Here is a 26,956-nt window from a genome sequence, read left to right as displayed (position 1 = left end):
CTTCGGGTGGCCATTTTTACGCCGGTGCGCTCGCGCTGCTATCGGCGCCTGATCATCAGCGCGCCAAACGCCAGGCCAAGGCCGAATGCGCCATACATGATGGCCAGCGAAGGCGTCGACAGCCGCTTTTCATAGCCCGGTTGGAGCCGCTCGGGCGTCAACTGGTAGTCGGCAAAGCAGGCGACGGCGGAAGCGGCGCCAGCCGCCGCCAGGGTCGGGGCCGCGCCCATGCGGTCAAGCCGTTCGCCCATAAAACGCTCGAACAGCACCGCCCAGAAAGTGGCGCTGAGGTGGTGAATCGTGTAGCCGAGCGCCGTGTAACGCATCGACGGCAAGTCGCGGTGCGCCGCTTTTTCACCCCACACGTAGTGGCTGACGGCATTGGTGGGGGCGAACGCGCTGCCGGTGCCAAGCTTGCCCAGCGCAGCCAGCGCTGCGGTGGACAAGGCGCTTGCCGCGGCGCCCGAGACCAAGCCGCGACGGGTTGCAATTTTCCAGCTTTCCATGACATGCTCCAATCTTCCAGTAGGTCTCGCACTTCAGTGTCGCAACCTGGGCTTCGCCAGCGTGGACTGTTTCAACGATACCGGCAAATCGGCCTGGCTGGCGCGCCTCTCCCTACGCGCCGGCCTGCGCCTGTACCATCGCCGGCGCCGGTGCGATGCGCATTGCCGGCATTTTCAAATAGGTGATGGCGCGCCACAGCCACTCGGCGGGGCCGTAACGGAAGCGCTCAGCCACCAGTGGCTGAGCGCAATCTGTACCCCGCACAACGCCAGCGCAACGAGCACCTGGTTGGCGCGGCCCATGCCCCAGTAACCGAGCCCGTGGCCGAGGAAGATTGACGACATTACCAGTGACTGGCCCAGGTAGTTGGTCAGCGCCATGCGGCCGAACGGCGCCAGCATGCCCACTTTGGCGAACCGCGAGCGGCTGTGCAGCATCAGCACGATCATGCTGACGTAGCCTAGGCAGGCAAGTTACCTATCGTCAAAAGGCCGCTGGCAAGACCAAAACCGTCGTGCCGGGCGCCGGGAACGTGGGTCGTCGCGATCAGGCTTCCCAACAAACCCATGCCGATGCCGACCGGCAGGCCGATAAACGCCAGCTTGCGGAATAGCGGCTGGTATGCGGAAATATTCTGCATCGCGCCTGAGCGGATGAACCAAGCGCCGAGCAGGAACATGCCGATCAGGAAAAGGGCCATACCGACTCCCTTCGGCGCGTGTTCGCCAAAGTGGTCGATGCGCAGCTTGACCAGTTCGAGATAGCTGCCCGAACTCATGACGCGCGTTTCGGTGGCGGTTTCTTCGGCGCGTTTCTTGAGCTGCTTGGCCCGCTCCGCGGCTCGTTCGGCCTTTTTCTCGGCCTCGGTTGGCGGCGCTTTGGCGGCGGCTTTTTTCGGGTCGGGCTTGTTCGGGTCGGCTTTTGCACCAGCACCAAGTGGTGCTGCGACCTTGGCCGCGGCGACAGCCGGCACTGAAACGGCGGCCGCCGGCGTCACTGGCTCCGGCGGCGTGAAATATTCGACGGCGCCGCCAATCGTCATCATGGTGGCAAAGAACAGATACATGGTGGCGCCGGCGCGCCACGAACGCGCTTCGATCGGATTACGGTACTTGTTGGCCAGAAAGGAGAGCAACAGGAGCAGGGCGCTCACTGCCGTTATCGGGCCGCGCGGTTCCGCCGGACCGACGTTTAAGGTCCACATGACAGTGGCGACAATCGCCCCGATGGCCCCGAGTACCAGCAGAATCAGCGACATGACCGACAGCGTCAGCGGCCGCTTTTCATTACGCATATAGATGGCGATCAAGCCTGAAAACACGAGAGCTGCGGCAGTGCCGCCGGCGGCAGGGCCGAAACCGGGTACGAATGCCACGCCGATCGTCACCACCAGTCCCGCCAGCAGCCATTTCCAGGTGCCGTACAGGACCACCAGCAGGAACGCCGCCGCCACCGCATAGCTGAACAGGATGTCGCCGGCAAACAGGAAGATGTGGTGCAAGGCGCCGAACACGGCCAGCGCGGCAATGCGCCGCATGTAGGGCTTGAGGAAGCCGCGCCCGGCGCTTTCGGCGCGCTCCAGCATGACGGCAAAGCCCATGCCGAACAGTAACGAGAAGATGGTCCAGAACTTGCCGGCCACAAAGTAGGCGACGAAGTACGAGGCCAGCCAGTCGATGCCCGTGAGTCCGGCCGGCATGCCCTGGCCAAGGGTGGCGGGAGGGCGGTTGAAGAACTCGATGTTCATCAGGCAGATGCCGATCAGCGCGAAGCCGCGCACCACGTCCAGCGCTTCGATGCGCTGGTGCGCGGGCACTGGCGCAAGCTCGGTGGTTTCAGGCGATTCCTTGAGGGTATTCATATTGTTATATTCCCCATCGGTCTAGGTTGTAGTCTTGCCATGTTAACTGCGCGGTCCTGGAAACGCGCCGACAATGCGACGAAATGCAGGAAAGCCGGGATCAAGCGCGAAAATCCCGGAATGGTGTTGCCAACAAAACATTCGAAACCACCTATACTTTGCATCTTTCCAATTGAGCGAGACCACCAATGAACAGTTTGCGCCACTTGTTGCCGCCCCTGCTGGTCGCTATCGCCGCCAGTGCTGCCAGCGCCGCCACGGCCGCTGCTGCTGGCGCCACGGCTACCAGCCAGACCATCCAGGTTGCGGGACTTGCGCAGGGCGCCGAGATATTGGTCGACCGCTGGGGCGTGCCGCACATCTATGCGCAAAGCCAGGACGACGCCTTCTTCGCCCAGGGCTTCAACGCCGCGCGCGACCGCCTGTTCCAGATCGATCTGTGGCGCCGCCGCGGCCTGGGCGAGCTCGCTTCAGTGTTTGGGCCGGCCTACGTTGAACAGGACAAGGCGACCCGGCTGTTCCTGTACCGCGGCGACATGCAAAAGGAGTGGCAGTCGTATGGCAAGGGCGCCCAGCGCATCAGCGAACGTTTTGTTGCCGGCATCAATGCGTATGTCGATGTCGTCCTCAAGACGCCGGCCGCGCTGCCGTTCGAATTTCGCCAGGCCGGTTACGTCCCGGCGAAGTGGAAAGCGGAGGACGTGGTGCGTATCCGCAGTCACGGCTTGACGCGCAACCTGACGCTCGAGGTGGCGCGCGCGGCGGTGGCCTGCAACGCCACGCTGGCCGCCGACCAGGTGCGCGCCAGTTTGCAGCCGGCCTGGAAAACGGCGCTGCCGGCCGGCCTCGACCCGTGCCTGCCTGCCGGCCTGCTCGACGTCTTCAAACTGGCCACCAACAACGTGTTGTTCGGCGCCGAGCACAAGATCGCCGCGCTTGATGCGCCGCGCCGCCTGGCAGGCGCCGACCTTGACGCGCAGCGCATGGAAGAAAGCAACATTATGGAAGGAAGTAACAACTGGGTCGTGGCGCCGTCGAAATCGGCGACCGGCGGCCGATCATGGCCAACGATCCGCACCGTGCCTATTCAATGCCTTCGCTGCGCTACATCGCCCACCTGAACGCGCCGGACATGAACGTGATCGGCGCCGGCGAGCCGGCCCTGCCGGGCATCTCGATCGGCCACAATGGCACGATTGCTTTCGGCCTGACCATTTTCAGCATCGACCAGGAAGACTTGTATGTGTACGAACTGAATCCGCTCGATCACCTGCAGTACCGCTACCGCGGCCAGTGGGAAAACTTCAGGGTGGTGAAGGAATCCATCCTGGTCAAGGGCGGGGCGCCGGCCAGCGTTGATATGGTGTTCTCGCGCCACGGTCCGGTGATTTTCACCGAAGCGGCAAAACACCGGGCTTTTGCGGTGCGCTCGGGCTGGCTGGAAGCAGGTATGGCGCCGTACTTTGGCAGCATCGATTACATGCAGGCGAAAAACTTTACACAGTTCAAGCAAGCCATGCTGAACTGGGGGGCGCCGACCGAAAACCAGGTCTACGCCGATACCAGCGGCAACATCGGCTGGGTCACCGGCGGCCTCGCGCCAATCCGCCCCAACTGGGATGGCCTGTTGCCGGTGCCCGGCGACGGCCGCTACGAGTGGGCCGGATTCCTGACCGGCGACAAGCTGCCGTCGAGCCTGAATCCGAAACAGGGCTGGTTCGCCTCCGCCAACGAAATGAATTTGCCGGCCGGCTATCCGTACGCCAAATACAAGCTCGGCTTCGAGTGGCCGAATAACGCGCGCCGCGCCCGCATCGGTGAAGTGTTAAATAGTAAGGAAAAAGTCTCGATCGAGGATTCGATGCGGCTGCAGAACGACTTGCTGTCGATCCCGGCGCGGCGCATGATGGCGTTGCTGAAACCGCTGACCTCGTCTGACCCGCAGACCCGCGCCGCGCTCGACCTGCTGCGCGGCTGGGACGCGGTTGAAACGGCGCAGTCCGCCCAGGCCGCGCTGTTCGAAGTGTGGTGGTCGCGCCACCTGAACCGGGCGTACGTGCGCGCGGTGCTCGAACCGACCGCTGCAAAGGCGGTGACGAGCGCCGATGTAACGGCGATGATGCACGCGCTCGAGCGCCCGCAAGCGCGTTTCAAACGCAACGCCAGGGCAAAGCGCGACGACCTGCTGCTCACCAGCCTTGGGGCCGCCTACGCCGAACTGGAAAAAGCAGCCGGGCCGGACCCGAAGGCCTGGCGCTGGGGCCAGCTACACTACAGCTATTACGGCCATCCGATGAGCACCATGGGCGACGGTTCGCTGCGCGCCAAACTCAATGCCGGGCCGTACCCCGCACAGGGCAGCGCCAACACGGTCAACCAGTCGAGCTACCGGGCGAATGATTTCCTCAAGGTCAACGGGCCGTCGTTCCGGCTGGTGGTCGACGTCGGCAACTGGGACAATTCGCGGGCGATGAACACGCCGGGCCAGTCGGGCGACCCGGACAGCCCGCACTACCGCGACCTGGCCCAGGCATGGGGCAAGGGCGAGTATTTTCCGCTGCTGTACTCGCGCAAGCTGATCGAAGCGGCCACCGAGACCACCATCAAGCTGGTGCCGGCCCGCTAAAACGGCAAGCAAACAGCAAAAGAGCCGCGCACGATGAAGTGGGCGGCTCTTTTGGTACAAATTCGGTGATCGCGAATTACTTGATCTTCGTTTCTTTGTACATGACGTGCTTGCGTGCCTTGGGATCGAACTTCATGATCTCCATTTTTGCAGGCATCGTGCGCTTGTTCTTGTCAGTGGTGTAGAAGTGACCCGTGCCTGCAGTCGATTCCAGCTTGATTTTGTCGCGGCCAGTTTTTGCCATGATAGCTCCCTAATTAAACTTTTACGCCACGGGCGCGCATGTCGGTCAAAACGGCATCGATGCCGACTTTGTCGATGACGCGCATACCGGCGCAGGACAAGCGCAGGGAGACCCAGCGATTTTCCGATTCTACGAAAATACGACGGTTCTGCAGGTTAGGCAGAAAACGACGCTTCGTTTTGTTATTAGCGTGGGAGACGTTGTTACCAACCATCGGACCCTTGCCAGTTACTTGGCAAACACGTGCCATAGCGCACTCCTTAGTAAACTTCCGCAATCGGGAAAAACGAGAGTATAGCGTGAAAACCGCCACGGAATCAATGACTTGTGAAAAACAATTGTGTCGCGCAATTGATCGAAAATTTAACAATTGGCGAGTGCTACATTTGGCCGTGTTCGGCGAAAGAATGCACGTGCGGGCCGGCGACGACAAAATGGTCGAGGATGCGCACGTCGACCAGCGCCAGCGCCTGCACCAGCGAACGGGTCAGCACGAGGTCGGATTCGCTCGGCTCGGGCGAGCCGGACGGATGATTGTGGGCCAGCAGTAAGCCGGCCGCGTTGTGTTTCAACGCTGCCTTGACCACCTCGCGCGGATAGACGCTGGTGTGGGTAAGGGTGCCGCGAAACATTTCCTCGCACATGATCAGGCGGTTTTTGACGTCGAGGAACAACACCACGAACGATTCGTGGGCGCGGCGGCTGAACGTCATGCGTAAATACAGCTTGACCGCCTCGGGCGAGCCGAGCGTTTGCCCGGACGGGATTTGCTCGCGCACGGCGCGCTGGGCCAACTCCATCACCGCCTGCAGCTGGGCAAACTTGGCCGGTCCGAGCCCGTTAAGCGTGGAAAACTCGGCCAGGCTGGCGCCGAACATCGTGCTGATCGAGCCGCCGAACCGGGCCAGCAGTTGCTCGCCCAACTGCACCGCGCTGCTGCCCTTGACGCCCACGCGCAGGAACACCGCCAGCAATTCCGCGTTCGACAGCGCGCGCGGTCCTTCGGCGATGAGGCGTTCGCGCGGACGTTCGTGCCGCGGCCAGTCATTGATGCCCATGTCCAGTACCCTTTCTTGTGTTTACCTTGCCGGCATATTCCCGCCCTTTGGCCCGGTTTCCCCATTGGTGGCTTACAATATCGCTTTGCAAGCCAGAACCACTACCATGACCCAAGCGTCCCCCGCCGTTGTCGTCGACTCGGCCTACCTCACCTTGCATTATCGGCTCGCGACACAGGACGGTACTGATATCGTCACTACCTTTGCCGGGAATCCCGCTACCTTGATGCTGGGGCAGGGGCAGCTCGCGCCGTTCCTCGAGCAGTGCCTGCTCGGCATGCTGGAGGGCAGCCACCAGACGTTTACGCTGGCGCCGGGCGAAGGCTTCGGCGAGCGCAATCCCGACATGGTCCAGTCGGTCTCGCGCGCCACGCTCGATGAAAACTCCGCGCCCGGGGCCGACTACAAGATCGGCGACCTGGTCGACTTCGCCGCACCGGGCGGCGGGCGCTTCGCCGGCGTGCTGCGCGAGCTGGGCGAGAATTCGGCCATTTTCGACTTCAACCATCCACTGGCCGGCAAGGCCCTGCTGTTTGAAGTGAAACTGATTTCAGTGCTGTAAAACAGGATAGCAAAACAGGAAAGTCAATGGACAGTGAAGTTCTCTTAGCCCAGCCGCGCGGTTTTTGCGCCGGCGTCGACCGCGCCATTGAAATCGTCGAGCGCGCCTTGGAGCAGTTCGGCGCGCCGATCTACGTGCGCCACGAAATCGTCCACAACGCCTATGTCGTTGCCGACCTGCGCGACAAGGGGGCGATCTTCATCGAGGATCTCGACGACGTCCCGTCCGGGAACACCCTGGTGTTTTCCGCCCACGGCGTGTCGCAGGCGGTGCGCGCCGAAGCCGCCGCGCGCGGGCTGACGATCTTCGACGCCACCTGTCCTTTGGTAACGAAGGTCCATATCGAAGTGGCAAAAATGCGCAAGCTGGGCTGCGAGGTGGTGATGATCGGCCATGATGGCCATCCCGAAGTCGAGGGCACCATGGGCCAGGCCGAGGCCGGCATGCACCTGGTCGAAACGGTGGCCGACGTTGCCAGGCTGCAGGTTGCCAATCCCGACCAGCTTGCCTACGTGTCGCAGACCACGCTGTCGGTGGACGACACCGCCGCCGTGATCGCGGCGCTGAAGGAAAAATTCCCGAACATCATCGAGCCGAAGAAGGGCGACATCTGCTACGCCACCACCAACCGCCAGGAGGCGGTCAAGTTCATGGCGCCGCAAGTGGATCTGGTGATCGTCGTCGGCAGCCCGAACAGTTCGAACTCGAACCGCCTGCGCGAAGTGGCTGAAAAGATGGGCACCCCGGCCTACATGATCGACAATGCGACCGAGATCGACCCGCAATGGCTCGTCGGTAAGTTGCGCATCGGCGTCACCGCCGGTGCTTCGGCGCCTGAAGTGCTGGTGCAGGCGGTGATCGGCCGCCTCAAGGAGCTCGGCGCGCGCAGCGTGCGCGCGCTTGAAGGGGTCGAAGAGCACGTGACGTTCCCACTGCCTAAGGGACTCGACAAGGGGCAGGGCTAGCGCTCTATCTGGGCGCTTGGAAAATTAAATTCGGAACACTTGTTATTTTCCGATATTAGTTTTGCCCAAACCTCGCTATCATTGCGACGCTCGGATTGCGCGAAACATGCGCGGTGGCATTAAAACCATGTAACACCTTCGATTGCGCTTGGCCGGCAATGCAGGAGTTCGTCAACTACAGCGTCAGGCCAGGAGCGGCACTTCGGGGGACATCCCGGCGTGCCGTTTTTGTTGGAACGAAAAGAAAGAGAAAATCACACTATGGATACTTTTATCCAACAAATCATCAACGGGCTGGTGCTGGGTAGTATGTATGCACTGATCGCGTTGGGCTATACGATGGTGTACGGGGTACTGAACCTGATCAACTTCGCCCACGGCGACGTCTTGATGATCGGCGCGATGGTCGGCCTGACCATCCTGAATCTGCTTGAAGTCTTCGTCCCCGGCCTGCCTGGCTATGTCGACCTGTTCATTGCCATCGCCGGCGCCGTGCCGGCTTGCATGCTGGTCAACATCATCATCGAGCGGGTTGCCTACCGCCGGCTGCGCAATGCGCCGCGGCTGGCGCCCCTGATTACCGCCATCGGCGTCTCGATCCTGCTGCAGACCTTTGCCATGATGATCTGGGGCCGCAGCCCGCTGCCGTTCCCGCAGCTGCTCTCCACCAAGCCGATCATGATCGGTGGCGCGCTGATTTCGCAAACCCAGCTGTTGCTGCTGGCGCTGGCCGCGCTGGCGATGGTCGCTTTGGTATATCTGGTCGAGAAAACCAAGATGGGCCGGGCCATGCGCGCCACCGCCGAGAACCCGCGGGTTGCCGGCCTGATGGGGGTCGACTCCAACATGGTGATCGTCGCCACCTTCGCCATCGGCGCCGCGCTTGCCGCCGTCGCCGGCGTGATGTGGGGCGCCAACTATTCCTCGATCGCGTTTGCGATGGGCACGCTGCCGGGCCTGAAGGCGTTTTGCGCCGCGGTGCTGGGCGGTATCGGCAACATCTACGGCGCGATGATCGGGGGCATTTTGCTCGGTATCATCGAAAGCCTGGGCGCCGGCTATATCGGCGACCTGACCGGCGGCTTCCTCGGCAGCCACTATCAGGACATCTTCGCCTTCGTCGTTCTCATCATCGTGCTCACGATCCGGCCTTCCGGCATCATGGGCGAGCGCGTCGCTGACCGCGCCTGACCCGGAAAGACAATTTCATGGCTATCCTTAATTTCGACGTCCAGAACCAGCCGCGCAAGGCCTACGCCAGTATGGCGGTCCTGCTGGTGGGCCTGCTGGTGTTTCCGTTTGTCGCCGCCCAGTTCGGCAACTCGTGGGTGCGCATCATCGACATCGCGCTGCTCTACATCATGCTCGCGCTCGGCCTGAACATCGTGGTCGGCTTCGCCGGCCTGCTCGACCTTGGCTACATCGCCTTCTTCGCGGTCGGCGCCTACATCACCGGCCTGTTCGCTTCGCCGCAATTTGCCGCACTGCTCGAGTCGATCGTCAATTACAGCCCTGCAATCGGCAACGCGCTGGTCGCCATCATGGGGCCCGACATCGCGCAGAACGGCATCCACCTGTCGGTCTGGCTGATCATCCCGATCGCAGCACTGGTGGCCGGCCTGTTCGGTGCGCTGCTCGGCGCCCCGACCCTGAAACTGCGCGGCGACTACCTGGCTATCGTCACCCTTGGCTTCGGCGAGATCATCCGCATTTTCATGAACAACCTGAACGACCCGATCAACTTCACCAACGGTCCGCAAGGCATCAACGGTATCGACCCGATCCGCATTTTCAGCGTCAACCTGGCGGGCGAGCCCGGCTCGCGCGCCAACGTGGTGCTGGGCGATTTTTCGATGCCGTCGGTGAACGCCTATTATTTCCTGTTCCTGTTCCTGTGCATTGCTATCGTGTTCGTCACTTCGCGCTTGCAGCACTCGCGCCTGGGCCGTGCCTGGGTGGCGATCCGCGAAGATGAAATCGCCGCCAAGGCGATGGGCATCAACACCCGCAACGTCAAGCTGCTGGCGTTCTCGATGGGCGCCTCGTTCGGCGGCGTGGCCGGCGCAATGTTCGCCTCGTTCCAAGGCTTCGTTTCACCCGAATCGTTCTCGCTGACCGAATCGATCGCCGTGCTGGCGATGGTGGTCCTGGGTGGCATCGGCCACATCCCGGGCGTGATCATGGGCGGCGTGCTGCTGGCGGCGTTGCCGGAAGTGCTGCGTCACGTTGTCGAACCGGCCCAGATGGCGATTTTCGGCAAGGTCGTGATCGAATCGGAAGTGCTGCGCCAATTGTTGTACGGCCTGGCGCTGGTGCTGATCATGCTGAACCGTCCGGCCGGCCTGTGGCCGTCGCCGAAACACGAAGACCGTCCCGAAGCGGCCCATGCCAACAAAGGCGAAACGTTCCCGGCCTGACGGCTGAGCGAGGACAAGCAACCATGAGCGAACAGATTATTCTCAACATTGCCGGCGTCAACAAGCGCTTCGGCGGGCTGCAAGCGCTGACCGACGTCGGCATCAAGATCACCAAGGGCCAGATCTACGGCCTGATCGGGCCGAACGGCGCCGGCAAGACGACGTTTTTCAACGTCATCACCGGTTTGTACCAACCCGATTCCGGCACGTTTGAACTGGCTGGCAAGCCCTACTCGCCGTCGGCGCCGCATGAAGTGGCCAAGGCCGGCATCGCCCGCACGTTCCAGAACATCCGCCTGTTCGGCGAGATGACGGCGCTGGAAAACGTCATGGTCGGGCGCCACGTGCGCTCGCACCAGGGCGTCTTCGGCGCGGTGTTCCGCCACAAGGCGGCGCGGCTGGAAGAAGCGTCGATCCGCGCCCGCGCGCAAGAGCTGCTCGACTTTGTCGGCATCGGCAAGTACGCCAGCCGCACCTCGAAATTCCTGTCGTATGGCGACCAGCGCCGCCTCGAGATCGCCCGCGCGCTGGCCACCGACCCGCAACTGCTGGCGCTGGACGAACCGGCGGCCGGCATGAACGCCACCGAAAAACTGGCGCTGCGCGAGCTGCTGGTCAAAATCAAGGCCGACGGCAAGACGGTGCTGTTGATCGAGCACGACGTCAAGCTGATGATGGGCCTGTGCGACCGCATCACCGTGCTCGAGTACGGCAAACCGATTGCCGAGGGCATCCCGGCCGACATTCAAAAAAATCCGGCTGTGATTGAAGCCTATCTGGGAGGCGGGCATAAATGAGCGACACCATCCTTAAAGTTTCAGGGCTGAAGGTCGCGTACGGCGGCATCAAGGCGGTCAAGGGCATCGACCTTGAAGTAGGCAAGGGCGAACTGGTGACCCTGATCGGCGCCAATGGCGCCGGCAAGACCACCACGCTCAAGGCCATCACCGGCACCTTGCCGGCGTGTAGCGTCGAGGGCGTCATCAGCTACATGGGCACGCCGTTGACCGGGGTACACTCGTTCCAGATGGTCGAGAAAAAACTGGCGATGGTACCGGAAGGGCGGGGCGTGTTCACCCGCATGACGATCCACGAAAACCTGTTGATGGGCGCATACACGCGCAACGACAAGGCCGGCATTGACGCCGATATCGAAAAATGGTTCAGCGTGTTCCCGCGCCTGAAGGAACGGGCGGCGGCCATGGCCGGCACCCTGTCGGGCGGCGAGCAGCAGATGCTGGCCATGGCGCGCGCTTTGATGAGTCACCCGAACCTGCTGCTGCTCGACGAGCCGTCGATGGGGCTGTCGCCGATCATGGTCGAGAAGATTTTTGAAGTCATTCGCGACGTTTCGAAGCAGGGCATCACTATCTTGCTGGTCGAGCAGAACGCCAAGCTCGCGCTGGAAGCGGCGCACCGCGGCTATGTGATGGATTCGGGCGCCATCATCATGACCGGCAACGCCAGCGACATGCTGCATGACCCACGCGTCCAGGCCGCTTACCTCGGCGAATAAGCCGAGGTCAGTTGGTGCAAAAAAAATGCCTCGACGAATCGAGGCATTTTTTTTCCGGCGAACCGGATGAGGTATCGCTTACTTGCCAATTAGGCTTTGGTGGCGACCTTCTGGGCAGCGGTGGTGAACTGATTGACGGCGGCGCTCATGTTGGTTTCGATCGCTTCCACTGCTTGCTTGGTGGTCTTGGTCAATTGCTCGTAGCCAGCGTTGGCGTTGCCGATCGACGATTTGAACGCTGCAACGACATTTTCCGTGCCGGCTGGCGCATTCTTGCTCACTTCGTCGACCAGGCTGATGACTTTGCGATTGGTTTCGGCGATCTGGGTTTCGGCGGCCTTAGTGAACTCGGCCTGGGTGCCGGCGGCGATGGCAGCGACTTGCTTGCTGTACGACATCGCTTTTTCAGCGGTCGGCTGAATTTGCGCGGCCGTCAGCGAGAAAAATTCTTGTGGGTCCTTGGCTGCCAGCAGTTGACGCGTTGCAACCGACGACTCTTCGAGCGACGCCTTGGCGGCGGTGATGTTCAGTTCGACGAGCTTTTCGATGCCTTCGAAGGCTTTGGCGGTCAGCGACGAGAAGACGGCGAATTGCGATTCGAAGCTGGCTTTGGTGGCATTCGAAAACTGCTCAGGGATTGCAAACATGTAATTCTCCAATAGTAGTTGAATAAGCGTTTATTAAGCGTTGATAACGATGTTGCTGTGTACCGGTGAAGCAGGTGAATCCTAGAAATCTTATCGCTGACGTCGTATTGTGCAGCGCAACAAAGTCTATTCTACGTAAATTTAAACGTGCGTCAAGTGTTTTTGGTGCGGCGCACAAATTAAAATTAAATCAAGCCTGATTACATAAAAATCAACTATGTACAGTGCATGAAATTCCGTGTTCTTAGGCAATTAAAGCGTGGAAACCTTTTGAGATGCCCATGGTAGACTTGCCAAATTAAAATTTCTACTTGCGCTTCCTGCCTGCCGGTTCGGCGCATCGGCTGTGTTTTCCTTATCAACGCGCTCTAGATCCATGTCAAATAATTTACCTGACGCCGCAGCGCAAGCAAGCGCGCCCTGGCTGTCGCCGATTCCGATTTTTTTCGTGTTGCTCTGGAGTACCGGCTTCATCGTCGCCAAGTTCGGCCTGCCGTTCGCGCCGCCGCTGACGTTCCTGATCCTGCGCTGCTGCGGCGTGCTGCTGTTGCTGGTTCCCTGCGTGTTGATCTGGAAAGCCCCGTGGCCGCGGGGCAGCGCGATCGGCCACATCGCTGTCGCCGGCTTGCTGATGCAGGCCGGCTACCTCTCCGGCGTCTGGTGCGCGATCAAGCTGGGCATGCCGGCCGGCTTGGCGGCCCTGATCGTCGGCATGCAGCCGATCCTGACCGCCGCATTCGCGCCACTGATCGGCGAGAAGGTCAGGCCGCGCCAATGGCTGGGATTGTTGTTCGGCCTGGCCGGCGTGACGCTGGTGGTCGCCGCGAAAGTCACGCTGGTGGGCCTGTCGGCGCTGTCGATCGGGTTTTGCCTGATGGCTTTGTTTTCGATTACTGCCGGCACCATGTACCAGAAGCGGTTTTGCCCGCGCTTTGACTTGCGCACCGGCACTATCGTCCAGTTCGCCGTTACCGTGCTGGTGCTGCTGCCGCCGGCCGTGCTGTTTGAAAGCTTCAGCTTGCCCTTGACCAGCGTGGCGTGGACGCCGCGTTTTGTCGGCGCCTTGCTGTGGTCGGTGATGGCCTTGTCGATCGGCGCGATTTTCCTGCTGTTCAAGTTGCTGCGGCGCAGCGACGCCACCCAGGTCACCAGCCTGTTGTACCTGACTCCGCCGACCACGGCGGTGATGGCGTGGATCATGTTTGGCGAGGTGTTCAACCTGGTCGGCATGCTCGGCATGGCGGTCGCGGTGATCGGCGTAATATTCGTTGTAAAGAAATAGTTGAAAAAACTGGAGACCTGATGATGTCGAACCCGCAACAGCAAATCGTCGACGCGGCCATCGTATCGCGCCGCTCGATCCGCGCCTTCCTGCCGACCCCGGTCGCACGCGAGGACATCGAGGCGATCCTCGAGGTGAGCGCCCGCGCGCCGTCCGGCACCAACACCCAACCATGGAAGGTGACGGTGCTGACCGGCAGCGCAAAGCAGCGCCTGTCGGATGCAATCATGGCGGTGTATCAGGACAAGGAAGCAGTCGGCGCCCACACCGAGGAATACGCTTATTATCCGCGCCAGTGGAAGTCGCCCTTCATCGAGCGCCGTCGCAAGGTCGGCTGGGATCTGTACGCGCTGCTTGGCCTGACGCGCGAGGATAAGGCTGGCATGGCGTCTCAACACGGCCGCAATTACCAGTTTTTCGACGCGCCTGTCGGCCTGATCTTCACCATCGACCGCGTGCTGGAGCAGGGTTCCTGGCTCGACTACGGCATGTTCTTGCAAAATATTATGGTGGCGGCACGCGGGCGCGGCCTCGATACTTGCCCGCAGGCAGCGTTTACCCAATTTCACCGGATCATCGCCGAAGAGCTGGGCTTGCCTGAAAACGAGACCGTAGTGTGTGGCATGGCGCTCGGGTTTGCCGACCTGGAAAAAATCGAAAATTCGTTGGTGACGGAGCGCGCACCTTTGACCGACTTCGTACGGTTCGCCGAATAAGCCGTACACTATTGACGAGGACGTCACGATGTAGATGCGGCCGTTGCACAGGTGCATAACGATGGTTTGCCGTAAAATTTGCAAACTATTGTAAGAGTGCCACCGTGGCGACACAGCCGTTGCGCCAACGCATAACTACGGTCCTGAATGTTAAATTCGCTTGCGATTGCTGAGTGATTTGCTACACTGCAACACACGTTTTTAGTTCGCTTCAAAAGGATTTACAGATGGTTAAGCTTGCGCTGGGTGCCCTTATTTCCCTGCTGTTCATCCTGACGCCGGCTTCCGCAGCCAAAGTGGAAGGCGGTGCGCAGGCGGCGAAAGTGAAAAAGCACATAGTCAAGAAAGCTGGCGTCAAGCGCCGTTTGCAAGCGCACGTCGCCAAGGTCCATCATCCGCGCGTGGTACGGCAAGTCGGAGTGGTGCGCGGCAAGCGCGTTGTAACGTATCGCAATGTACGCAACGCCCACGCGCTGGTGGCAGCGCGCAGCGCCGGCGATGTCGCCGGACTGAACCTGACGCGCGACCCGCTGGCGCTCGCTTCCAGCGTCGCGCTGGTGCTCGACCAGTCCAGTTCCGAAATCCTGTTCGAAAAAAACGCCAACGTCGCCTTGCCGATCGCCTCGATCACCAAGCTGATGACCGGCCTGGTGGTCGTGCTGGCGCAGCAGGACATGCATGAAGTGCTGGCGGTAACGGAGGCCGACGTCGACTATGAAAAACACACGTCGTCGCGCCTGCGCGTGGGCGCCCGCATGAGCCGGGGCGATTTGCTGCACATCGCCCTGATGAGTTCCGAGAATCGCGCCGCCTCCGCGCTGGGCCGCAATTATCCGGGCGGTATCGCTGCCTTTGTAGCGGCGATGAATGCCAAGGCGCTCGCGCTGGGCATGCTGGACACCCATTTTGTCGATTCAAGCGGCTTGTCTCGCCGCAATGTGGCGAGCGCGCGCGACCTGGCCAAGCTGGCCATGGTGGCCCACCAGGAACCGCTGCTGCGGGAGTATTCGACCGATCCGAATTATCAGGTCGACGCCGGCGGGCGCGTCATGCGTTACTCGAACACAAACTACCTGGTGGCCAGCCCGGATTGGCAAATCGGCCTGCAAAAAACCGGATTCATCAACGAAGCCGGGCGCTGCCTCGTCATGCAAGCCATGATCCAGGGCCGCGCGGTGATCATGGTGTTCCTCGATTCAAAGGGCAAGCAGTCGCGCACCGCCGACGCCGGCCGCATGCGCCGCTGGCTCGAAGCGCTCAAGCCGCCCGGCGTCGGCTGACCCGGGCGTTTTTGGGCTCCCGGCCCCGAAACGCCTTGCGTTTTTCCTAAATTTCCCCAATTACCTGAACCACCGGCGCCTAGCCGAGGGTTGCTAAAATCCGGCCGGCGGTCAGCTTGCCGATGTCGTCATCGATCCCGGCGGCCATGCCAGGCCATGGCAATGCGACCTGCTGTATTTCGACAAGACCGGATTCAGTGCCATCCCGCCGCTGCAGTACGGATGGACCCCGATCGGCCAAACCCGTTGCGCCGAAACCGGAGTGCACCGGCAACGGGTCAATGTCCTGGGCGCGACGACGTGATCACGGTGCTGAATTCACAATAAATTTCCGGTAACTACTTAATAACTTGACCTAATTTGATCAGTTTCGGCTTGATCGGTTTTACTCGGCATTTAGTTGTAGCCTATGATAGTAAGATAGGATAATCAATCCTGCTTTAAAACTGTCGTGTCAATATTATTTCAAGTTTGCATTTGATCAGCGCGATTCAATCCGAGTCGTTTTTTTCATTGACTGAAATTATTATTTCCAGACATGAATCTTTTCCATCTTCTTATTCTTGTTGCGACACTGTTGATCATGGAATTTGCCGTTACGCTTTTCCACAAATATGTCATGCATGGCATCGGCTGGGGCTGGCATCGGTCGCATCACACACCCCATGAATCGGCGGCATGGCAGACAAACGACTGGTATGCCGTCGTATTCATTTTATTCACGATCTTGTTGTTTGCGCTCGGCGGCATGCACGCTCCGCTGTGGTGGATCGCTCTCGGCATCAGCCTTTATGGCTTACTGTACGGCATTCTTCACGACGTGCTGATACACCGGAGAGTGCGCGTCAAATGGCGGCCCACAAACCGGTATATCCAACGGCTGACAAAAGCCCACTATTTGCATCACGCGGTCAAAACACGCCATGGCGGCGTGTCGTTCGGCTTTTTGTACACGCCTCCGGTGGAAGCCATACGCAGGCAATTGCGTAGCAAGCTCCAAAAAACATGAGCGCGGTCAAGCAGAGCTGGATCGGCCTGTCTTTGGCTGCGTTGATCGTGGCCGCATGGGTTTGCCTGCATGTGTTCGGCGTATTTTTTATTGACCTGAAGCATCCGCTGCTGTCGATGCTATTGATTGCGTGTTTAACCTGGCTTTCAGCAGGGATGTACATCATTGCACACGATGCCATGCACGGTTCCTTGTGGCCAGCCAACCCCAAGGCGGGTGAAAAGATCGGCGCGCTGGCGGTGTGGCTGTACGCCGGATTTTCTTTTCAGCGTTTGCTGCCCCAGCATCATTTGCATCATCGTAATCCCGGGTCCGTCAATGACCCCGACTTTGCACCCAACACCCCAAGCCAGGCGCTGGCTTGGTACGGCCGCTTCCTGAAAACCTATGTTGGACTGCGGGAAATAGTCATCATGTTGTTGCGGGTAAGCCTCTATATGCTGCTTGGCGCGAAGGTAGAAAACATCGTGCTGTTTTTCGCCTTGCCCGGCATTCTGTCTTCTTTTCAATTGTTTTATTTCGGAACGTTTTTACCGCACCGGCATTTGCCCGCCCCGTGCCAAGCCCATTTTCCCGATCGCCACAATGCGCGCAGCAACGAGTTCGGTTATCTCCTTTCATTGCTGACCTGTTTTCACTTCGGTTATCACCATGAGCATCATGTGCAACCGGGGATGCCGTGGTGGCGCTTGCCTGCGGCAAGGAAACGATAATGCTCCTAGGCATAAAACAGCGGCATATCGTCTTTGCCACCGCGGGTTCCCTGGGCGATCTGCATCCCTTCCTCGCGTTGGGCCTGGAATTGAAACAAAGAGGCCATCGCGTGACCGTGGCCAGTAGTGCGATTCATCAACCCATTATCTTGAAAGCAGGCTTGGGGTTTCGCCATATGCGCCCCGATCCCGACAACACGCCGGCCTTTCACGCCCGCTACATGCACCCCAAAACTGGCGGGCAATTCGTCTACAGAGACTATTTGGGACCATCGATACGTACAAGTTACGCTGACCTGGCGCAGGCGACGCAAGACGCCGACATGCTGGTGAGCCAATCGCTGATGGCGCTCGCAGCCCCGCTGGTTGCCGCCCGGATCGGGATTCCCTGGGTATCTGCGGTACTGCAACCGATGTCTTTTTTTTCGACGCATGAGCGCCCTCATTACCTGCCGTTTCCGTGGTTGTCGTGGCTGTGCGGACGTTCGCCCCAATTGCACGGAAAAGTAATTCATTCTGTAAAAATTCACACGGCAAAGTGGCTCAGGCCTGTTCTGGAATTGAAGCAGGAACTCGGGATTGTGCATCATCAGCATCCGATGTACGAAGGACAGCATTCTCCGCTGTGCGTATTGGCCATGTTCTCACCGTTGCTGGGTGGCCGGCAGCCGGACTGGCCGGCGTCAGTCGTACAAACAGGGACGGCGCTGTATCTGTCCGATAGCGGCCCCGTTCCCGCAAAGCTAAAGCAGTTTCTTGAGCAAAATTCAAAGCCGTTGGTAATTTTTACCTTGTCTTCGGCGGCAAGCAACGACGCCGGAGACTTCTACCGCGACAGCCTGAACGCGGCAGCGTCGTTGGGCCTGCGGGCCTTGCTGGTGATGGGCGGGCTTGCCGCTTCGTCGGCGTTGCCGGCGCCGCTTCCGGATGGTGCTTTCCGTATCGACTACGCAGCCTTCGAGGATGTATTTCCCCATGCCGCCATGATCGTGCATTCGGGCGGCGCAGCCACTTCATTCAAGGCGCTGCAGTCGGGAAAGCCGCAGATTGTTGTGCCGCATGCGCATGATCAACTCGACAACGCGATGCGGCTGAGCTTGCTGGGAGTGGCGATCGTCATCAAAAAGCGGCGTCCCGGCAAACGAGCGCTGCGCAAGGCATTGCAAACCGTCCTGGCAAACGCGGACATGCAGGACAAGGCAGTCGCACTGGGTTTGCAAACCCGGCAGGAAAACGGCGTTCAGCAGGCATGCGATGCGATTGAAAGGCACCTTGTTTATGCATGACATGATTTTGGTCGGCGGCGGCTTGGCCAATGGCTTGATTGCATGGCGCCTCCACGTGCTGCAACCCGCATTGCGCATCTTGCTGGTGGAAAAAGAAGCCACACTCGGCGGCAACCATACTTGGTCTTTTTATCGGCAGGATCTGACTGCGGCGCAGCATGCCTGGATAGCGCCCTTGATCGTCAGGCAGTGGCCGGCCTACGAAGTGCGCTTTCCAGGCCACCGCCGGATTCTCGATACCACCTGTTTCAGCATCGACTCGGCGCGTTTTCATGACGTGCTGATGCGGGCGCTGAACAGTGCGGTGGTGCTCAATGCATCGGTGACCGATGTCACCCGGTGCAGCGTTCGCATCAATGGCGAGCTCTGCAACGCGCATGCGGTCATCGACGGGCGCGGGCATGCTCCGTCCGAGCACATGCGCTATGCCTACCAGAAATTCGTCGGTCAAGAAGTCAGGCTGCGCCAGCCGCACGGCCAGGCATTGCCCATCATCATGGATGCCACCGTGGCGCAGAGCGACGGCTATCGGTTTGTGTACACGCTGCCGTTCGATGAAAAGCGCATCCTGGTCGAAGACACCTATTACAGTACGACGCCCGATCTCGATCTTGCGACCATCCGAAACAATATTCGCGCCTACATTGAAAGCCGAGGCTGGCAGGTGGCCGGCGTGGCGCGAGAAGAAACAGGCGTTCTGCCCATTGCCCTGTCCGGCGACATCGAACGTTTCTGGCAAGACAAGCAAGGCGCGCTGGCTTGCAGCGGCATGCGGGCGGGTCTGTTTCATGCCACAACCGGATACTCATTGCTGTACGCCGTGCGCCTGGCGGACGAACTCGCGGTGTTGAAAACGCTCGAAGCAGACGCTGTCTATCGTCATGTCCGGGCGTTTTCGGTGCGTCAGTGGCGCAGCCAGGGGTTTATGCGATTGCTGAACCGAATGCTGTTTTTCGCCGGCGCGCCAACGCAGCGCTATCGTCTTTTGCAGCGCTTTTACACGCTGCCGCACCAGCTCATCGAGCGTTTCTATGCGGCGCAGCCGACGCTGTTCGATAAGCTTCGCATTTTGTCCGGCAAGCCACCTGTGCCCGTATTGGGCGCAGTGAAAGCCATGTGTAAAACAGGAAAGGAAATATCATCAAAGCCATCGTGATAGGAAGCGGTTTCGGCGGGCTGGCATTGGCCATCCGGCTGCAGTCGGCCGGCATCGACACGCTTATCCTGGAAAAGCGCGACAAGCCAGGAGGCCGGGCCTACGTCTATGAGGATCAGGGTTTTACGTTCGACGCCGGACCCACGGTCATTACCGATCCCACCGCGCTGGAAGAAGTGTTTGCGCTGTCGGGAAATCGGCTCGAAGACTATGTCAGGATGCTGCCTGTCAATCCGTTCTACCGGCTTTGCTGGGAAGACGGCTATCGCTTCAATTATGTAAACGACCAGGACGAACTTGACCGGCAGATTGGGTTGAAGTCGCCTTCGGACGTGGCTGGATACGGGAAATTCCTGGCGTATTCCAAAGCCGTGTTGCAGGAAGGGTACATCAAGCTTGGGCATGTTCCGTTTCCCGATTTTCGCAGCATGATCCGGGTTGCGCCCCAGCTCATCAAGCTTGAAAGCTACCGCAGCGTCTACGGCATCGTTTCGCGTTTCATCAAGGATCCGCACCTGCGGCAGGCCTTCAGTTTTCATTCGCTGCTGGTTGGCGGCAATCCGTTTGAAACCTCCTCCATCTATGCGTTGATCCATGCGCTGGAAAGGCAATGGGGGGTCTTCTTTCCAGAGGGCGGCACGGGTGCGCTGATCCGGGGCATGCTGAAACTGTTCGGAGAGCTCGGCGGAGAAATCCGGCTCAACGTCGAGGTCGATGAAATCGTCGTCGAACAGGGGCGTGTTGCCGCGGTGCGGCTGAAATCCGGTGAACAGATTGCCTGCCTTTTGACCGCCAGCAATGCCGATGTCGTGCACACCTACGACAGGCTGATGCGCAACGACAGCGTGGCGAAACGCAAAGCGGTCAGCCTCAAGAAGATGCGCTTCAGCATGTCGTTATTCGTCATCTACTTTGGATTGAAAGGCGTGCGCAACGACCTTGAGCACCATACCGTTTTGTTTGGGCCGCGCTACCGCGAACTGCTCAAGGACATTTTTCACGGTGACGAGCTGGCGGAAGATTTTTCGCTTTACCTGCATGCGCCCACGGTGACCGATCCTTCGCTCGCCCCCCCCGGGCACAGCGCGTACTACGTCCTTGCGCCGGTGCCGCATCTGGGCCATGCCGACATCGACTGGAACACGGAAGGGCCGCGCTATCGCGACCGCATCCTTGCTTATCTGGAGCAGCATTACATTCCCGATCTCAAGCGCGACCTGGTGACTTCGCGCATTTTCACCCCTTACGATTTCAGGGAAGAGCTCAATGCGCACGTGGGCTCGGCCTTTTCGCTGGAACCTGTGCTGTGGCAAAGCGCATATTTCCGTACGCACAACAAGGACCAGCAAATCAAGGGGCTGTATTTCGTCGGTGCCGGCACGCATCCCGGCGCCGGTATCCCAGGCGTTGTCGGCTCGGCCAAAGCGACGGCGCGCATCATCGTCGATGAGCACCTCGTGCAAAGGGTTTCCTGATGCAAGATCTTGCCGCTTACAGTGAAATGACCATCAAGCAAGGCTCCAAGAGCTTTGCCAAGGCCGCCATGCTGTTCGACAGAAAAACACGCCAGAGCGTGACGATGCTGTATGCCTGGTGCCGCTATTGCGACGACGTGATTGACGGCCAGACGCTGGGCCACGGCTTGCAGACGCTCAGCCTGGTACAGAAAGTCGAGCGGCTTCAACTGCTGCAACAAGAAACCGGGCGGATCGTTGAAGGCCAGTCGAGCGACATACCGGCTTTCGCCGCGCTTGGGCACGTCGTGCGCAAGCACGGCATCGCCAAGCGTTATTTGTTTGAACTGCTGGAAGGCTTTGCGCTGGACGCTACGGAAGCCAGATTCGTGACGTTGAATGACACGCTCCATTATTGTTATCACGTGGCAGGCGTCGTCGGCGTCATGATGGCCCAGATCATGGGCGTCAAGGACCAGGAAACCGTGCACCGCGCAACCGACTTGGGCATCGCTTTTCAGCTCACCAATATTGCGCGCGATGTCGTTGATGACATGCGCGTTGGACGTTGCTATCTGCCTCAAGAATGGCTGCTTGAAAGGAATATTCCGCGCGATGAGATCCATCTTCTCCAACATCGGGCCGGTCTGCATGCGCTCGCCTGCGAACTGGTCGAGCTCGCGGAACAGTACTATGCCTCGGCCAGAATAGGCATGTCACAGCTTCCGTGGCGCTGTGCCTGGGCCGTCGCCGGCGCATTGCTGATTTATCGCGACATAGGGTTGCAGGTGCGTTCCGCCGACGCGAGCGCGTGGGACCGGCGATCGGAGGTGTCAAGCCGACAGAAAATTTGGCGGCTGTGCCAGGGAGGGTTTGTTGCAGTGAATGCGGTAAGGCGCAAAGCCAGAGTCGGGCTTGTCCCCAGAGCGGGCTTGTGGACCAAAACCGGCGTCCAAGTACTCGTCAAGAAATAAATGTGAGGTTTTGGCAAACATAGCCGGATGCGATGCAAGGCGGTCGTTGCGCCGCAGTGCGAGCACTGCAAGCATCGGCCAACACAGCAGCGCGCTGACTATGGCAGCCAAAATGCACATTTATTTTTTGGCGGGTACTTAAACCTGTTTGAAAAAATTCCCGGCAAAGTCATGCAGGACCGCAGCATTTTCTTCCCCTTCAATGGCAAGGTTGGCGGCCTGAAAATACTCGCGAACTTTGTGCCTGGCACCGGTGACGCCTATCCTCGTCACCAAGTTCGCACCCACGGTGTCCGAGTCCTTGATGTCGTCGAGAAGTTGGAAAGACAAACCGAGATTAGTGGCAAAGCGTATTACCTGCTCTTCTTGCTTTGGCAATGCATTGCCGATCAGAGCGCCTGCTTTTGCGGCAGCAATAAACAGGATGCCGGTCTTGAGGTGATGAATGTCGGTGATGGCCGCCGGGGTGGCAACATCGGATTCGGTGTGCAGATCGATGTATTGGCCTAATGAAAGACCATCGGGTCCAACAGTTTCGCACAGCAAGTAAATCAATTTTAGTCTAAGGTCCTGCGACAGCGTTTCGTGGGAGGCGATCATGCAATAACTTTGCGTAAGCAAAGAAACCGCGGCAAGGATCGCCAGACTTTCCCCGAATTTTACGTGGGTCGATAGCCGATTGCGCCTTTCCCGATCGTTGTCCATGCAGGGCAAATCATCCAGGATCAAGGAAGCCGAATGAATCATCTCGATAGCGCATGCAACATGTATTGCGTAGGCCGGCGTAGATCCCAGGAAATCCGAAACGGCCAAGGTTAACAAAGGGCGTACGCGTTTGCCGGGCGCCAGCACGCTATAGCGCATGGCTTCCGTCACCGGCGACACTCGCGTTGGGCTGAGCAGTCGATCGAGATGAGAATCGACGAGCAGCCGGTTTCGAACGGTCCAGTCGCTCGAAGCAAATTCAAGAACATTGGTGTTTAGCATTTCCCCCGCTCCTGGTAAGTGGTAGTGGGTAGTCGATTTTTAATTGTATAGCACTCGCTTGGTCAGAAAGCGCGCTTTCTCGCCTGTCGGGCGCCATGGAACGAACTATTGATATTTATCTATAATCGATTCAACGGCAGGACAAATTTTATCCAATTAAATTGCCGCTTTATTTTAAATGTCTGGACGCGTCGACAGATTTAATTGTATCCGGGAACATATAGATCTCTACACGAGAGCAATCTGTACGCTCGATGTATCTTCACGGTTGGCACGAGTTTAAAGAATTCTCGCTAAGGCAATTCGTTCCTCATCCGTGGTATGCCAGAAATAAGCCCGACCTTCTCCGGCACCATTACCTTGGTGCGACGATCGATATGGAGTGCTCAGATGTGCAAGGGATCGGGGAACCGAAACGATAGGGTAAACATTCCGCGTGCGCTGTGCGAGCGCCTGGGCGGAACCGTCAGCTATGCAGTTTGCATCGAAAAAAGTCGCGCTTAGAGTGCCCGGGCCACCGGCATGTAGCCGAGGGTGGCCGAAATCCGGTCGGCCGTCTGCACCAGGTCGTCCAGCCAGTCTTCTTGCAGCCGGTCGGCCGGCGCCGAGATCGACAGTCCGGCGACCAGCTTGCCGGTGTCGTCGTGGATACCGGCAGCCATGCAGCGCACGCCCAATTCCAGCTCCTCATTGTCGCGCGCATAGCCGCGCGCGCGCACCAGGCTCAGCTCGCGCTCGAGCTTGACCAGGTCGGTGATCGAATTCCTGTTGTGTCCGGCCAAACCGGTGCGGGTGGCGTAGGAACGGATCGCCTTGGGTTCGTCAACCGACAGGAACAGCTTGCCGGTGGAGGTCAGGTGCAGGGGGCCGCGCCCGCCGATCGCGCGTACCACCTGCATCCCGGAGCGCTCGGAAAACGCCCGGTCAATGTAGACGATTTCGTCGCCCTGGCGCACCGACAGGTTAATGGTCTGCTGGGTTTTCTTGTGCAGCGCGCGCATCAAGTCGAGCGCTGCTTCGCGCACCGACAGCCGGCTCTTGACCACATTGCCCAACTCCAACAGTCGCATGCCGAGCCGGTACGTGCCCGGTTCGACCCGGTCGACGAAGCGGGTGATGACCATGTCGTTGAGGATGCGGTGCGCCGTCGACGGATGCAGGCCCGACACTTTCGACAATTCTTTCAGGCTTACCGGATCGCTGTAGGTGGCCAGCGCGTCGAGCAGGGAAACCATGCGCTCGATCACCTGGATCGAGGTTTTGGCGGGTTCGATGACGTCGGTTTTCATGATGGGTGTGGTGCAGTGCAGTATATATGGCACCTTTATACCACAATGTGAAAAGGAAAGGCAAACTCTGCACTGCCTGTCGATCTATCGCCCGGCGCGGCGCATAATGGCGGGCACTTCCGCTTTTTTCTCACACCACGTCAAAACCCTCCATGGTCCAGCCAGTCAGCCAGTTCAAAAGCAAAAGCGGCCTCAAGCGTATTGTCGCGGCCTTTTCCTATTCGATGGACGGCTTCAAGGCGGCCTGGCGAAACGAACACGCCTTCCGCCAGGAGATGCTGGTGACCGTGATCGGCACCGTCACGGCGCTCTCCATGAAAATTTCCGCTTTTGAAAAGCTGATGCTGGTGGCGGTGCTGGTGTTCGTGCTCGTCGTCGAATTGATCAATTCGGCACTGGAAGCCGTAGTCGATCGCGTCTCGCTCGAACCGCACCCGTTGTCGAAGAACGCCAAGGACCTCGGCAGCGCGGCGGTGGCGCTGTCGATCGGCATCGCGTTGGCAGTCTGGGGCGTGGTGCTGTTCAACCGCTTCTATTGACGCGGTTGTCAGCCTCATTGCCCGCCATATGCGCCAGCCGCATATCGAATGACCAAACGATTCGTTCCGTTTCGCCGTTGGCTGCCTTACCCTGACGTTCTGGGGGCAACATGGCGCAAGAGGTTTTTCTCGAATTTCAAGTGATCTCGGTCCGCGGCCTGCACAATCCGGCCTGGGCGACTGGAAATTCGGCCAGCGACGATGACAATTATTATATGATCAGGTGCACAATTATTATCCGGCGCCGGCATGACTGTACCGGTCGATTTTCCTGAAAACTAACACTGGAGACCACGATGACCATACGTTTGGGCGACACCGCCCCCGATTTCGAGCAGGATTCCTCGATTGGCAAGATCCGTTTTCACGAGTGGGCAGGCAACTCCTGGGTGGTGCTGTTTTCCCATCCGGCCGATTTCACACCGGTGTGCACCACCGAGCTGGGCCTGACCGCAAAACTCAAGCCCGAATTCGACAAGCGCAACGTCAAGGCGATTGCGCTGTCGGTCGATTCAAGCGACTCGCACAAAAGCTGGATCGCCGACATCGAGGCGACCCAGCAGGCCGTGGTGGGTTTTCCGATCATCGCCGATGCCGACCGAACCGTATCGACGCTGTACGACATGATTCACCCGCAGCAATCGCTGACGGCGACGGTGCGCTCGCTGTTCGTGATCGATCCGCAGAAAAAAGTGCGGCTGACGATCACCTACCCGATGAGCACGGGCCGCAACTTCGACGAGGTGCTGCGCGTGATCGACGCGCTGCAGCTAACTGACGGCTACACGGTCGCCACGCCCGGCAACTGGGTTGACGGCGACGACGTTATTATTCCCCTGACGGTAACGGACGCCGACGTGATCAAACAAAAGTATCCGAAGGGCTTTGTTGCCGCCCGGCCGTATTTGAGGATGACGCCGCAGCCGAACAAGTAATCCATGAATAGAAAGCGAATACCAAGCAGGGCGGGGCTGTGCCGCCCCGTGCGCATAAGCAAATAAGTTCTCGGTCGTTTGGAGAATCGTTCAGTTGGCTTAAGCTTGCCGCCAACTTGAAAGATGCTGAATGTTACTGACTTATGTTGTTTCTGGCTTTGCTGTAGGGTTGTTAGTAGGTATGACCGGGGTCGGCGGCGGTTCGCTGATGACTCCGCTGCTGACCTTGCTGTTCGGCGTGCCGCCTTCGGTTGCCGTCGGCACCGACCTGGCGTTCGCCGCCGTCACCAAGAGTGCCGGCACCGTCACTCACCGCCTGCGCGGCACGATTCGCTGGGATATCGTGCGCCGCCTGTGCATCGGCGCCTTGCCGGCCGCCGTGCTGACCACGCTCGCACTCAAATACTATGGCGCGCTCGACCCGAAGCTCGGCCAGCTGATCCGGTATTCGATTGCCGGCTCGGTGCTGCTGACTGTCACCGCGCTGCTGTTCAAGACAAAAATACTGGCGTGGATCAACGCCAAGCCAAGCCGCCAACTGCAAGGCCGCGCCCTGATGCTCGCTACGGTTGTCTCCGGCGCCGTGCTCGGCGTCCTGGTGACGGTTTCCTCGATCGGCGCCGGCGCCATCGGCGCGACCCTGCTGGTGATGCTGTATCCAAGCATGAGTTCGGCGGAAGTGGCCGGCACCGACATCGCGTATGCGGTGCCGCTCACCGCCATCGCCGCCCTCGGCCATTGGTGGCTCGGTTCGATCGACTGGCAGTTGCTGGGCAGCCTGCTGATCGGTTCGGTGCCCGGCATCACGCTCGGATCCTGGGCCGCGCGCTCGGTGCCCGAACGCTACCTGCGCGGCTTGCTGGCGTGCACGCTGACCGGTGTCGCCGTCAAGCTGATCTGGTAGCTGCCTGGGTAGCTGATTAACTGGTCTTA

General features: G+C 59.6%; 27 protein-coding genes and 1 pseudogene. 19 read left to right on the top strand and 9 right to left on the bottom strand.

Features of this window, described 5'->3' with window-relative positions:
• Positions 1 to 38: 38 nt before the first annotated feature.
• The 3 genes from CR103_RS09960 to CR103_RS09950 form a co-directional block, all read right to left on the bottom strand.
• Positions 39 to 506: a hypothetical protein gene (locus CR103_RS09960; RefSeq protein WP_099915840.1), complete on the bottom strand. Its 468-nt coding sequence runs from the start codon at positions 504 to 506 to the stop codon at positions 39 to 41.
• 174 nt (positions 507 to 680) lie between these two features.
• A complete protein-coding gene (locus tag CR103_RS09955; protein WP_099915839.1) occupies positions 681 to 956 on the bottom strand; it encodes a DUF418 domain-containing protein in 276 nt (91 codons plus the stop codon).
• 11 nt (positions 957 to 967) lie between these two features.
• The gene (locus tag CR103_RS09950; RefSeq protein WP_099915838.1) at positions 968 to 2,368 is read right to left on the bottom strand and encodes a DUF418 domain-containing protein; all 1,401 of its coding nucleotides are present in this window, start codon (positions 2,366 to 2,368) and stop codon (positions 968 to 970) included.
• A 188-nt stretch (positions 2,369 to 2,556) separates the two neighbouring features.
• Between CR103_RS09950 and CR103_RS09945 the strand changes: the two are divergent.
• Positions 2,557 to 4,994, top strand: a pseudogene (locus tag CR103_RS09945) (penicillin acylase family protein).
• Between the two features lie 76 nt (positions 4,995 to 5,070).
• Here the strand turns inward: CR103_RS09945 and rpmG are convergent.
• The 3 genes from rpmG to radC form a co-directional block, all read right to left on the bottom strand.
• Positions 5,071 to 5,241, bottom strand: a complete 171-nt coding sequence (gene rpmG / locus CR103_RS09940; protein WP_197422130.1) for a 50S ribosomal protein L33 — start codon at positions 5,239 to 5,241, stop codon at positions 5,071 to 5,073.
• 10 nt (positions 5,242 to 5,251) lie between these two features.
• A complete protein-coding gene (rpmB, locus tag CR103_RS09935; RefSeq protein ID WP_099915837.1) occupies positions 5,252 to 5,488 on the bottom strand; it encodes a 50S ribosomal protein L28 in 237 nt (78 codons plus the stop codon).
• Between the two features lie 130 nt (positions 5,489 to 5,618).
• On the bottom strand, positions 5,619 to 6,296 hold the full coding sequence (radC, locus tag CR103_RS09930; RefSeq protein ID WP_099915836.1) for a RadC family protein: 678 nt from the start codon (positions 6,294 to 6,296) through the stop codon (positions 5,619 to 5,621).
• 106 nt (positions 6,297 to 6,402) lie between these two features.
• On the opposite strand from radC, the gene CR103_RS09925 reads away from it, so the two are divergent.
• The 6 genes from CR103_RS09925 to CR103_RS09900 all read left to right on the top strand — a co-directional run bounded on the left by CR103_RS09925 (position 6,403) and on the right by CR103_RS09900 (position 11,756).
• On the top strand, positions 6,403 to 6,858 hold the full coding sequence (locus tag CR103_RS09925) for an FKBP-type peptidyl-prolyl cis-trans isomerase (RefSeq protein WP_099915835.1): 456 nt from the start codon (positions 6,403 to 6,405) through the stop codon (positions 6,856 to 6,858).
• Between the two features lie 26 nt (positions 6,859 to 6,884).
• Positions 6,885 to 7,823: a 4-hydroxy-3-methylbut-2-enyl diphosphate reductase gene (gene ispH / locus CR103_RS09920; RefSeq protein ID WP_099915834.1), complete on the top strand. Its 939-nt coding sequence runs from the start codon at positions 6,885 to 6,887 to the stop codon at positions 7,821 to 7,823.
• Between the two features lie 261 nt (positions 7,824 to 8,084).
• A complete protein-coding gene (locus CR103_RS09915; RefSeq protein WP_099915833.1) occupies positions 8,085 to 9,014 on the top strand; it encodes a branched-chain amino acid ABC transporter permease in 930 nt (309 codons plus the stop codon).
• 17 nt (positions 9,015 to 9,031) lie between these two features.
• On the top strand, positions 9,032 to 10,240 hold the full coding sequence (locus tag CR103_RS09910) for an ABC transporter permease subunit (RefSeq protein ID WP_099915832.1): 1,209 nt from the start codon (positions 9,032 to 9,034) through the stop codon (positions 10,238 to 10,240).
• A gap of 23 nt (positions 10,241 to 10,263) precedes the next feature.
• The gene (locus CR103_RS09905) at positions 10,264 to 11,037 is read left to right on the top strand and encodes an ABC transporter ATP-binding protein (RefSeq protein WP_099915831.1); all 774 of its coding nucleotides are present in this window, start codon (positions 10,264 to 10,266) and stop codon (positions 11,035 to 11,037) included.
• Positions 11,034 to 11,756, top strand: coding sequence for an ABC transporter ATP-binding protein (locus tag CR103_RS09900; RefSeq protein ID WP_099915830.1), 723 nt, complete (start codon positions 11,034 to 11,036; stop codon positions 11,754 to 11,756). The genes CR103_RS09905 and CR103_RS09900 overlap by 4 nt, the downstream gene beginning before the upstream one ends.
• An 89-nt stretch (positions 11,757 to 11,845) precedes the next feature.
• Here the strand turns inward: CR103_RS09900 and phaP are convergent, their stop codons facing one another.
• A complete protein-coding gene (phaP, locus tag CR103_RS09895) occupies positions 11,846 to 12,403 on the bottom strand; it encodes a TIGR01841 family phasin (protein ID WP_099915829.1) in 558 nt (185 codons plus the stop codon).
• Positions 12,404 to 12,779: 376 nt separating this feature from the next.
• On the opposite strand from phaP, the gene CR103_RS09890 reads away from it, so the two are divergent.
• The 9 genes from CR103_RS09890 (at position 12,780) to CR103_RS09850 (ending at position 22,273) form a co-directional block, all read left to right on the top strand.
• On the top strand, positions 12,780 to 13,685 hold the full coding sequence (locus CR103_RS09890) for a DMT family transporter (protein WP_099915828.1): 906 nt from the start codon (positions 12,780 to 12,782) through the stop codon (positions 13,683 to 13,685).
• Between the two features lie 20 nt (positions 13,686 to 13,705).
• Complete coding sequence (locus tag CR103_RS09885) at positions 13,706 to 14,401, top strand: nitroreductase (protein ID WP_099915827.1); 696 nt, start codon at positions 13,706 to 13,708, stop codon at positions 14,399 to 14,401.
• Positions 14,402 to 14,628: 227 nt separating this feature from the next.
• Positions 14,629 to 15,681 (top strand): serine hydrolase, encoded by a 1,053-nt coding sequence (locus tag CR103_RS09880; protein WP_099915826.1) that lies wholly within the window; start codon positions 14,629 to 14,631, stop codon positions 15,679 to 15,681.
• Between the two features lie 538 nt (positions 15,682 to 16,219).
• A complete protein-coding gene (locus CR103_RS09875) occupies positions 16,220 to 16,690 on the top strand; it encodes a sterol desaturase family protein (protein ID WP_099915825.1) in 471 nt (156 codons plus the stop codon).
• Complete coding sequence (locus tag CR103_RS09870) at positions 16,687 to 17,403, top strand: fatty acid desaturase (protein WP_099915824.1); 717 nt, start codon at positions 16,687 to 16,689, stop codon at positions 17,401 to 17,403. Before CR103_RS09875 ends, CR103_RS09870 begins: the two co-directional genes overlap by 4 nt.
• Positions 17,370 to 18,689: a glycosyltransferase gene (locus CR103_RS09865; RefSeq protein WP_143752566.1), complete on the top strand. Its 1,320-nt coding sequence runs from the start codon at positions 17,370 to 17,372 to the stop codon at positions 18,687 to 18,689. Before CR103_RS09870 ends, CR103_RS09865 begins: the two co-directional genes overlap by 34 nt.
• Positions 18,682 to 19,845 carry a lycopene beta-cyclase CrtY gene (gene crtY / locus CR103_RS09860; RefSeq protein WP_099915822.1) on the top strand — a complete coding sequence of 388 codons (1,164 nt, stop codon included), beginning with the start codon at positions 18,682 to 18,684 and terminating at the stop codon, positions 19,843 to 19,845. The genes CR103_RS09865 and crtY overlap by 8 nt, the downstream gene beginning before the upstream one ends.
• Positions 19,842 to 21,320, top strand: coding sequence for a phytoene desaturase (locus CR103_RS09855; protein ID WP_229442983.1), 1,479 nt, complete (start codon positions 19,842 to 19,844; stop codon positions 21,318 to 21,320). The genes crtY and CR103_RS09855 overlap by 4 nt, the downstream gene beginning before the upstream one ends.
• Positions 21,320 to 22,273, top strand: coding sequence for a phytoene/squalene synthase family protein (locus CR103_RS09850; protein ID WP_099915820.1), 954 nt, complete (start codon positions 21,320 to 21,322; stop codon positions 22,271 to 22,273). Before CR103_RS09855 ends, CR103_RS09850 begins: the two co-directional genes overlap by 1 nt.
• Positions 22,274 to 22,411: 138 nt before the next feature.
• On the opposite strand, the gene CR103_RS09845 is transcribed toward CR103_RS09850, so the two are convergent.
• A complete protein-coding gene (locus tag CR103_RS09845; protein WP_099915819.1) occupies positions 22,412 to 23,260 on the bottom strand; it encodes a polyprenyl synthetase family protein in 849 nt (282 codons plus the stop codon).
• 500 nt (positions 23,261 to 23,760) lie between these two features.
• Positions 23,761 to 24,549 carry an IclR family transcriptional regulator gene (locus CR103_RS09840; RefSeq protein ID WP_099915818.1) on the bottom strand — a complete coding sequence of 263 codons (789 nt, stop codon included), beginning with the start codon at positions 24,547 to 24,549 and terminating at the stop codon, positions 23,761 to 23,763.
• A gap of 152 nt (positions 24,550 to 24,701) precedes the next feature.
• On the opposite strand from CR103_RS09840, the gene CR103_RS09835 reads away from it, so the two are divergent.
• The 3 genes from CR103_RS09835 to CR103_RS09825 all read left to right on the top strand — a co-directional run bounded on the left by CR103_RS09835 (position 24,702) and on the right by CR103_RS09825 (position 26,927).
• Positions 24,702 to 25,088: a diacylglycerol kinase gene (locus tag CR103_RS09835; RefSeq protein WP_099915817.1), complete on the top strand. Its 387-nt coding sequence runs from the start codon at positions 24,702 to 24,704 to the stop codon at positions 25,086 to 25,088.
• Positions 25,089 to 25,384: 296 nt separating this feature from the next.
• Positions 25,385 to 26,023 (top strand): peroxiredoxin, encoded by a 639-nt coding sequence (locus CR103_RS09830; RefSeq protein WP_099915816.1) that lies wholly within the window; start codon positions 25,385 to 25,387, stop codon positions 26,021 to 26,023.
• Positions 26,024 to 26,153: 130 nt separating this feature from the next.
• Positions 26,154 to 26,927 (top strand): sulfite exporter TauE/SafE family protein, encoded by a 774-nt coding sequence (locus CR103_RS09825; protein ID WP_099915815.1) that lies wholly within the window; start codon positions 26,154 to 26,156, stop codon positions 26,925 to 26,927.
• The last annotated feature ends 29 nt before the right edge of the window (positions 26,928 to 26,956 follow it).

This window comes from Massilia psychrophila, from assembly GCF_002760665.1.
Taxonomy (GTDB): Bacteria; Pseudomonadota; Gammaproteobacteria; order Burkholderiales; family Burkholderiaceae_D; genus JAFCUW01.
The sequence above is the reverse complement of the archived record's forward strand: the minus strand, read 5'-3'. Positions and strand labels throughout refer to the sequence as shown.

Bases quoted from the DNA above. Each gene is read 5' to 3' on its own strand.
- crtY (WP_099915822.1), top strand. From the start codon at position 18,682: ATGCATGACATGATTTTGGTCGGCGGCGGCTTGGCCAATGGCTTGATT.
- CR103_RS09905 (WP_099915831.1), top strand. From the start codon at position 10,264: ATGAGCGAACAGATTATTCTCAACATTGCCGGCGTCAACAAGCGCTTC.
- CR103_RS09900 (WP_099915830.1), top strand. From the start codon at position 11,034: ATGAGCGACACCATCCTTAAAGTTTCAGGGCTGAAGGTCGCGTACGGC.
- CR103_RS09830 (WP_099915816.1), top strand. From the start codon at position 25,385: ATGACCATACGTTTGGGCGACACCGCCCCCGATTTCGAGCAGGATTCC.
- ispH (WP_099915834.1), top strand. From the start codon at position 6,885: ATGGACAGTGAAGTTCTCTTAGCCCAGCCGCGCGGTTTTTGCGCCGGC.
- CR103_RS09845 (WP_099915819.1), bottom strand. From the start codon at position 23,260: ATGCTAAACACCAATGTTCTTGAATTTGCTTCGAGCGACTGGACCGTT.
- CR103_RS09870 (WP_099915824.1), top strand. From the start codon at position 16,687: ATGAGCGCGGTCAAGCAGAGCTGGATCGGCCTGTCTTTGGCTGCGTTG.
- radC (WP_099915836.1), bottom strand. From the start codon at position 6,296: ATGGGCATCAATGACTGGCCGCGGCACGAACGTCCGCGCGAACGCCTC.
- CR103_RS09910 (WP_099915832.1), top strand. From the start codon at position 9,032: ATGGCTATCCTTAATTTCGACGTCCAGAACCAGCCGCGCAAGGCCTAC.
- CR103_RS09925 (WP_099915835.1), top strand. From the start codon at position 6,403: ATGACCCAAGCGTCCCCCGCCGTTGTCGTCGACTCGGCCTACCTCACC.
- rpmB (WP_099915837.1), bottom strand. From the start codon at position 5,488: ATGGCACGTGTTTGCCAAGTAACTGGCAAGGGTCCGATGGTTGGTAAC.
- phaP (WP_099915829.1), bottom strand. From the start codon at position 12,403: ATGTTTGCAATCCCTGAGCAGTTTTCGAATGCCACCAAAGCCAGCTTC.
- CR103_RS09885 (WP_099915827.1), top strand. From the start codon at position 13,706: ATGATGTCGAACCCGCAACAGCAAATCGTCGACGCGGCCATCGTATCG.
- CR103_RS09825 (WP_099915815.1), top strand. From the start codon at position 26,154: ATGTTACTGACTTATGTTGTTTCTGGCTTTGCTGTAGGGTTGTTAGTA.
- CR103_RS09950 (WP_099915838.1), bottom strand. From the start codon at position 2,368: ATGAATACCCTCAAGGAATCGCCTGAAACCACCGAGCTTGCGCCAGTG.
- CR103_RS09890 (WP_099915828.1), top strand. From the start codon at position 12,780: ATGTCAAATAATTTACCTGACGCCGCAGCGCAAGCAAGCGCGCCCTGG.
- CR103_RS09875 (WP_099915825.1), top strand. From the start codon at position 16,220: ATGAATCTTTTCCATCTTCTTATTCTTGTTGCGACACTGTTGATCATG.
- CR103_RS09840 (WP_099915818.1), bottom strand. From the start codon at position 24,549: ATGAAAACCGACGTCATCGAACCCGCCAAAACCTCGATCCAGGTGATC.
- CR103_RS09880 (WP_099915826.1), top strand. From the start codon at position 14,629: ATGGTTAAGCTTGCGCTGGGTGCCCTTATTTCCCTGCTGTTCATCCTG.
- CR103_RS09955 (WP_099915839.1), bottom strand. From the start codon at position 956: ATGATCGTGCTGATGCTGCACAGCCGCTCGCGGTTCGCCAAAGTGGGC.
- CR103_RS09915 (WP_099915833.1), top strand. From the start codon at position 8,085: ATGGATACTTTTATCCAACAAATCATCAACGGGCTGGTGCTGGGTAGT.
- CR103_RS09835 (WP_099915817.1), top strand. From the start codon at position 24,702: ATGGTCCAGCCAGTCAGCCAGTTCAAAAGCAAAAGCGGCCTCAAGCGT.
- CR103_RS09850 (WP_099915820.1), top strand. From the start codon at position 21,320: ATGCAAGATCTTGCCGCTTACAGTGAAATGACCATCAAGCAAGGCTCC.
- CR103_RS09960 (WP_099915840.1), bottom strand. From the start codon at position 506: ATGGAAAGCTGGAAAATTGCAACCCGTCGCGGCTTGGTCTCGGGCGCC.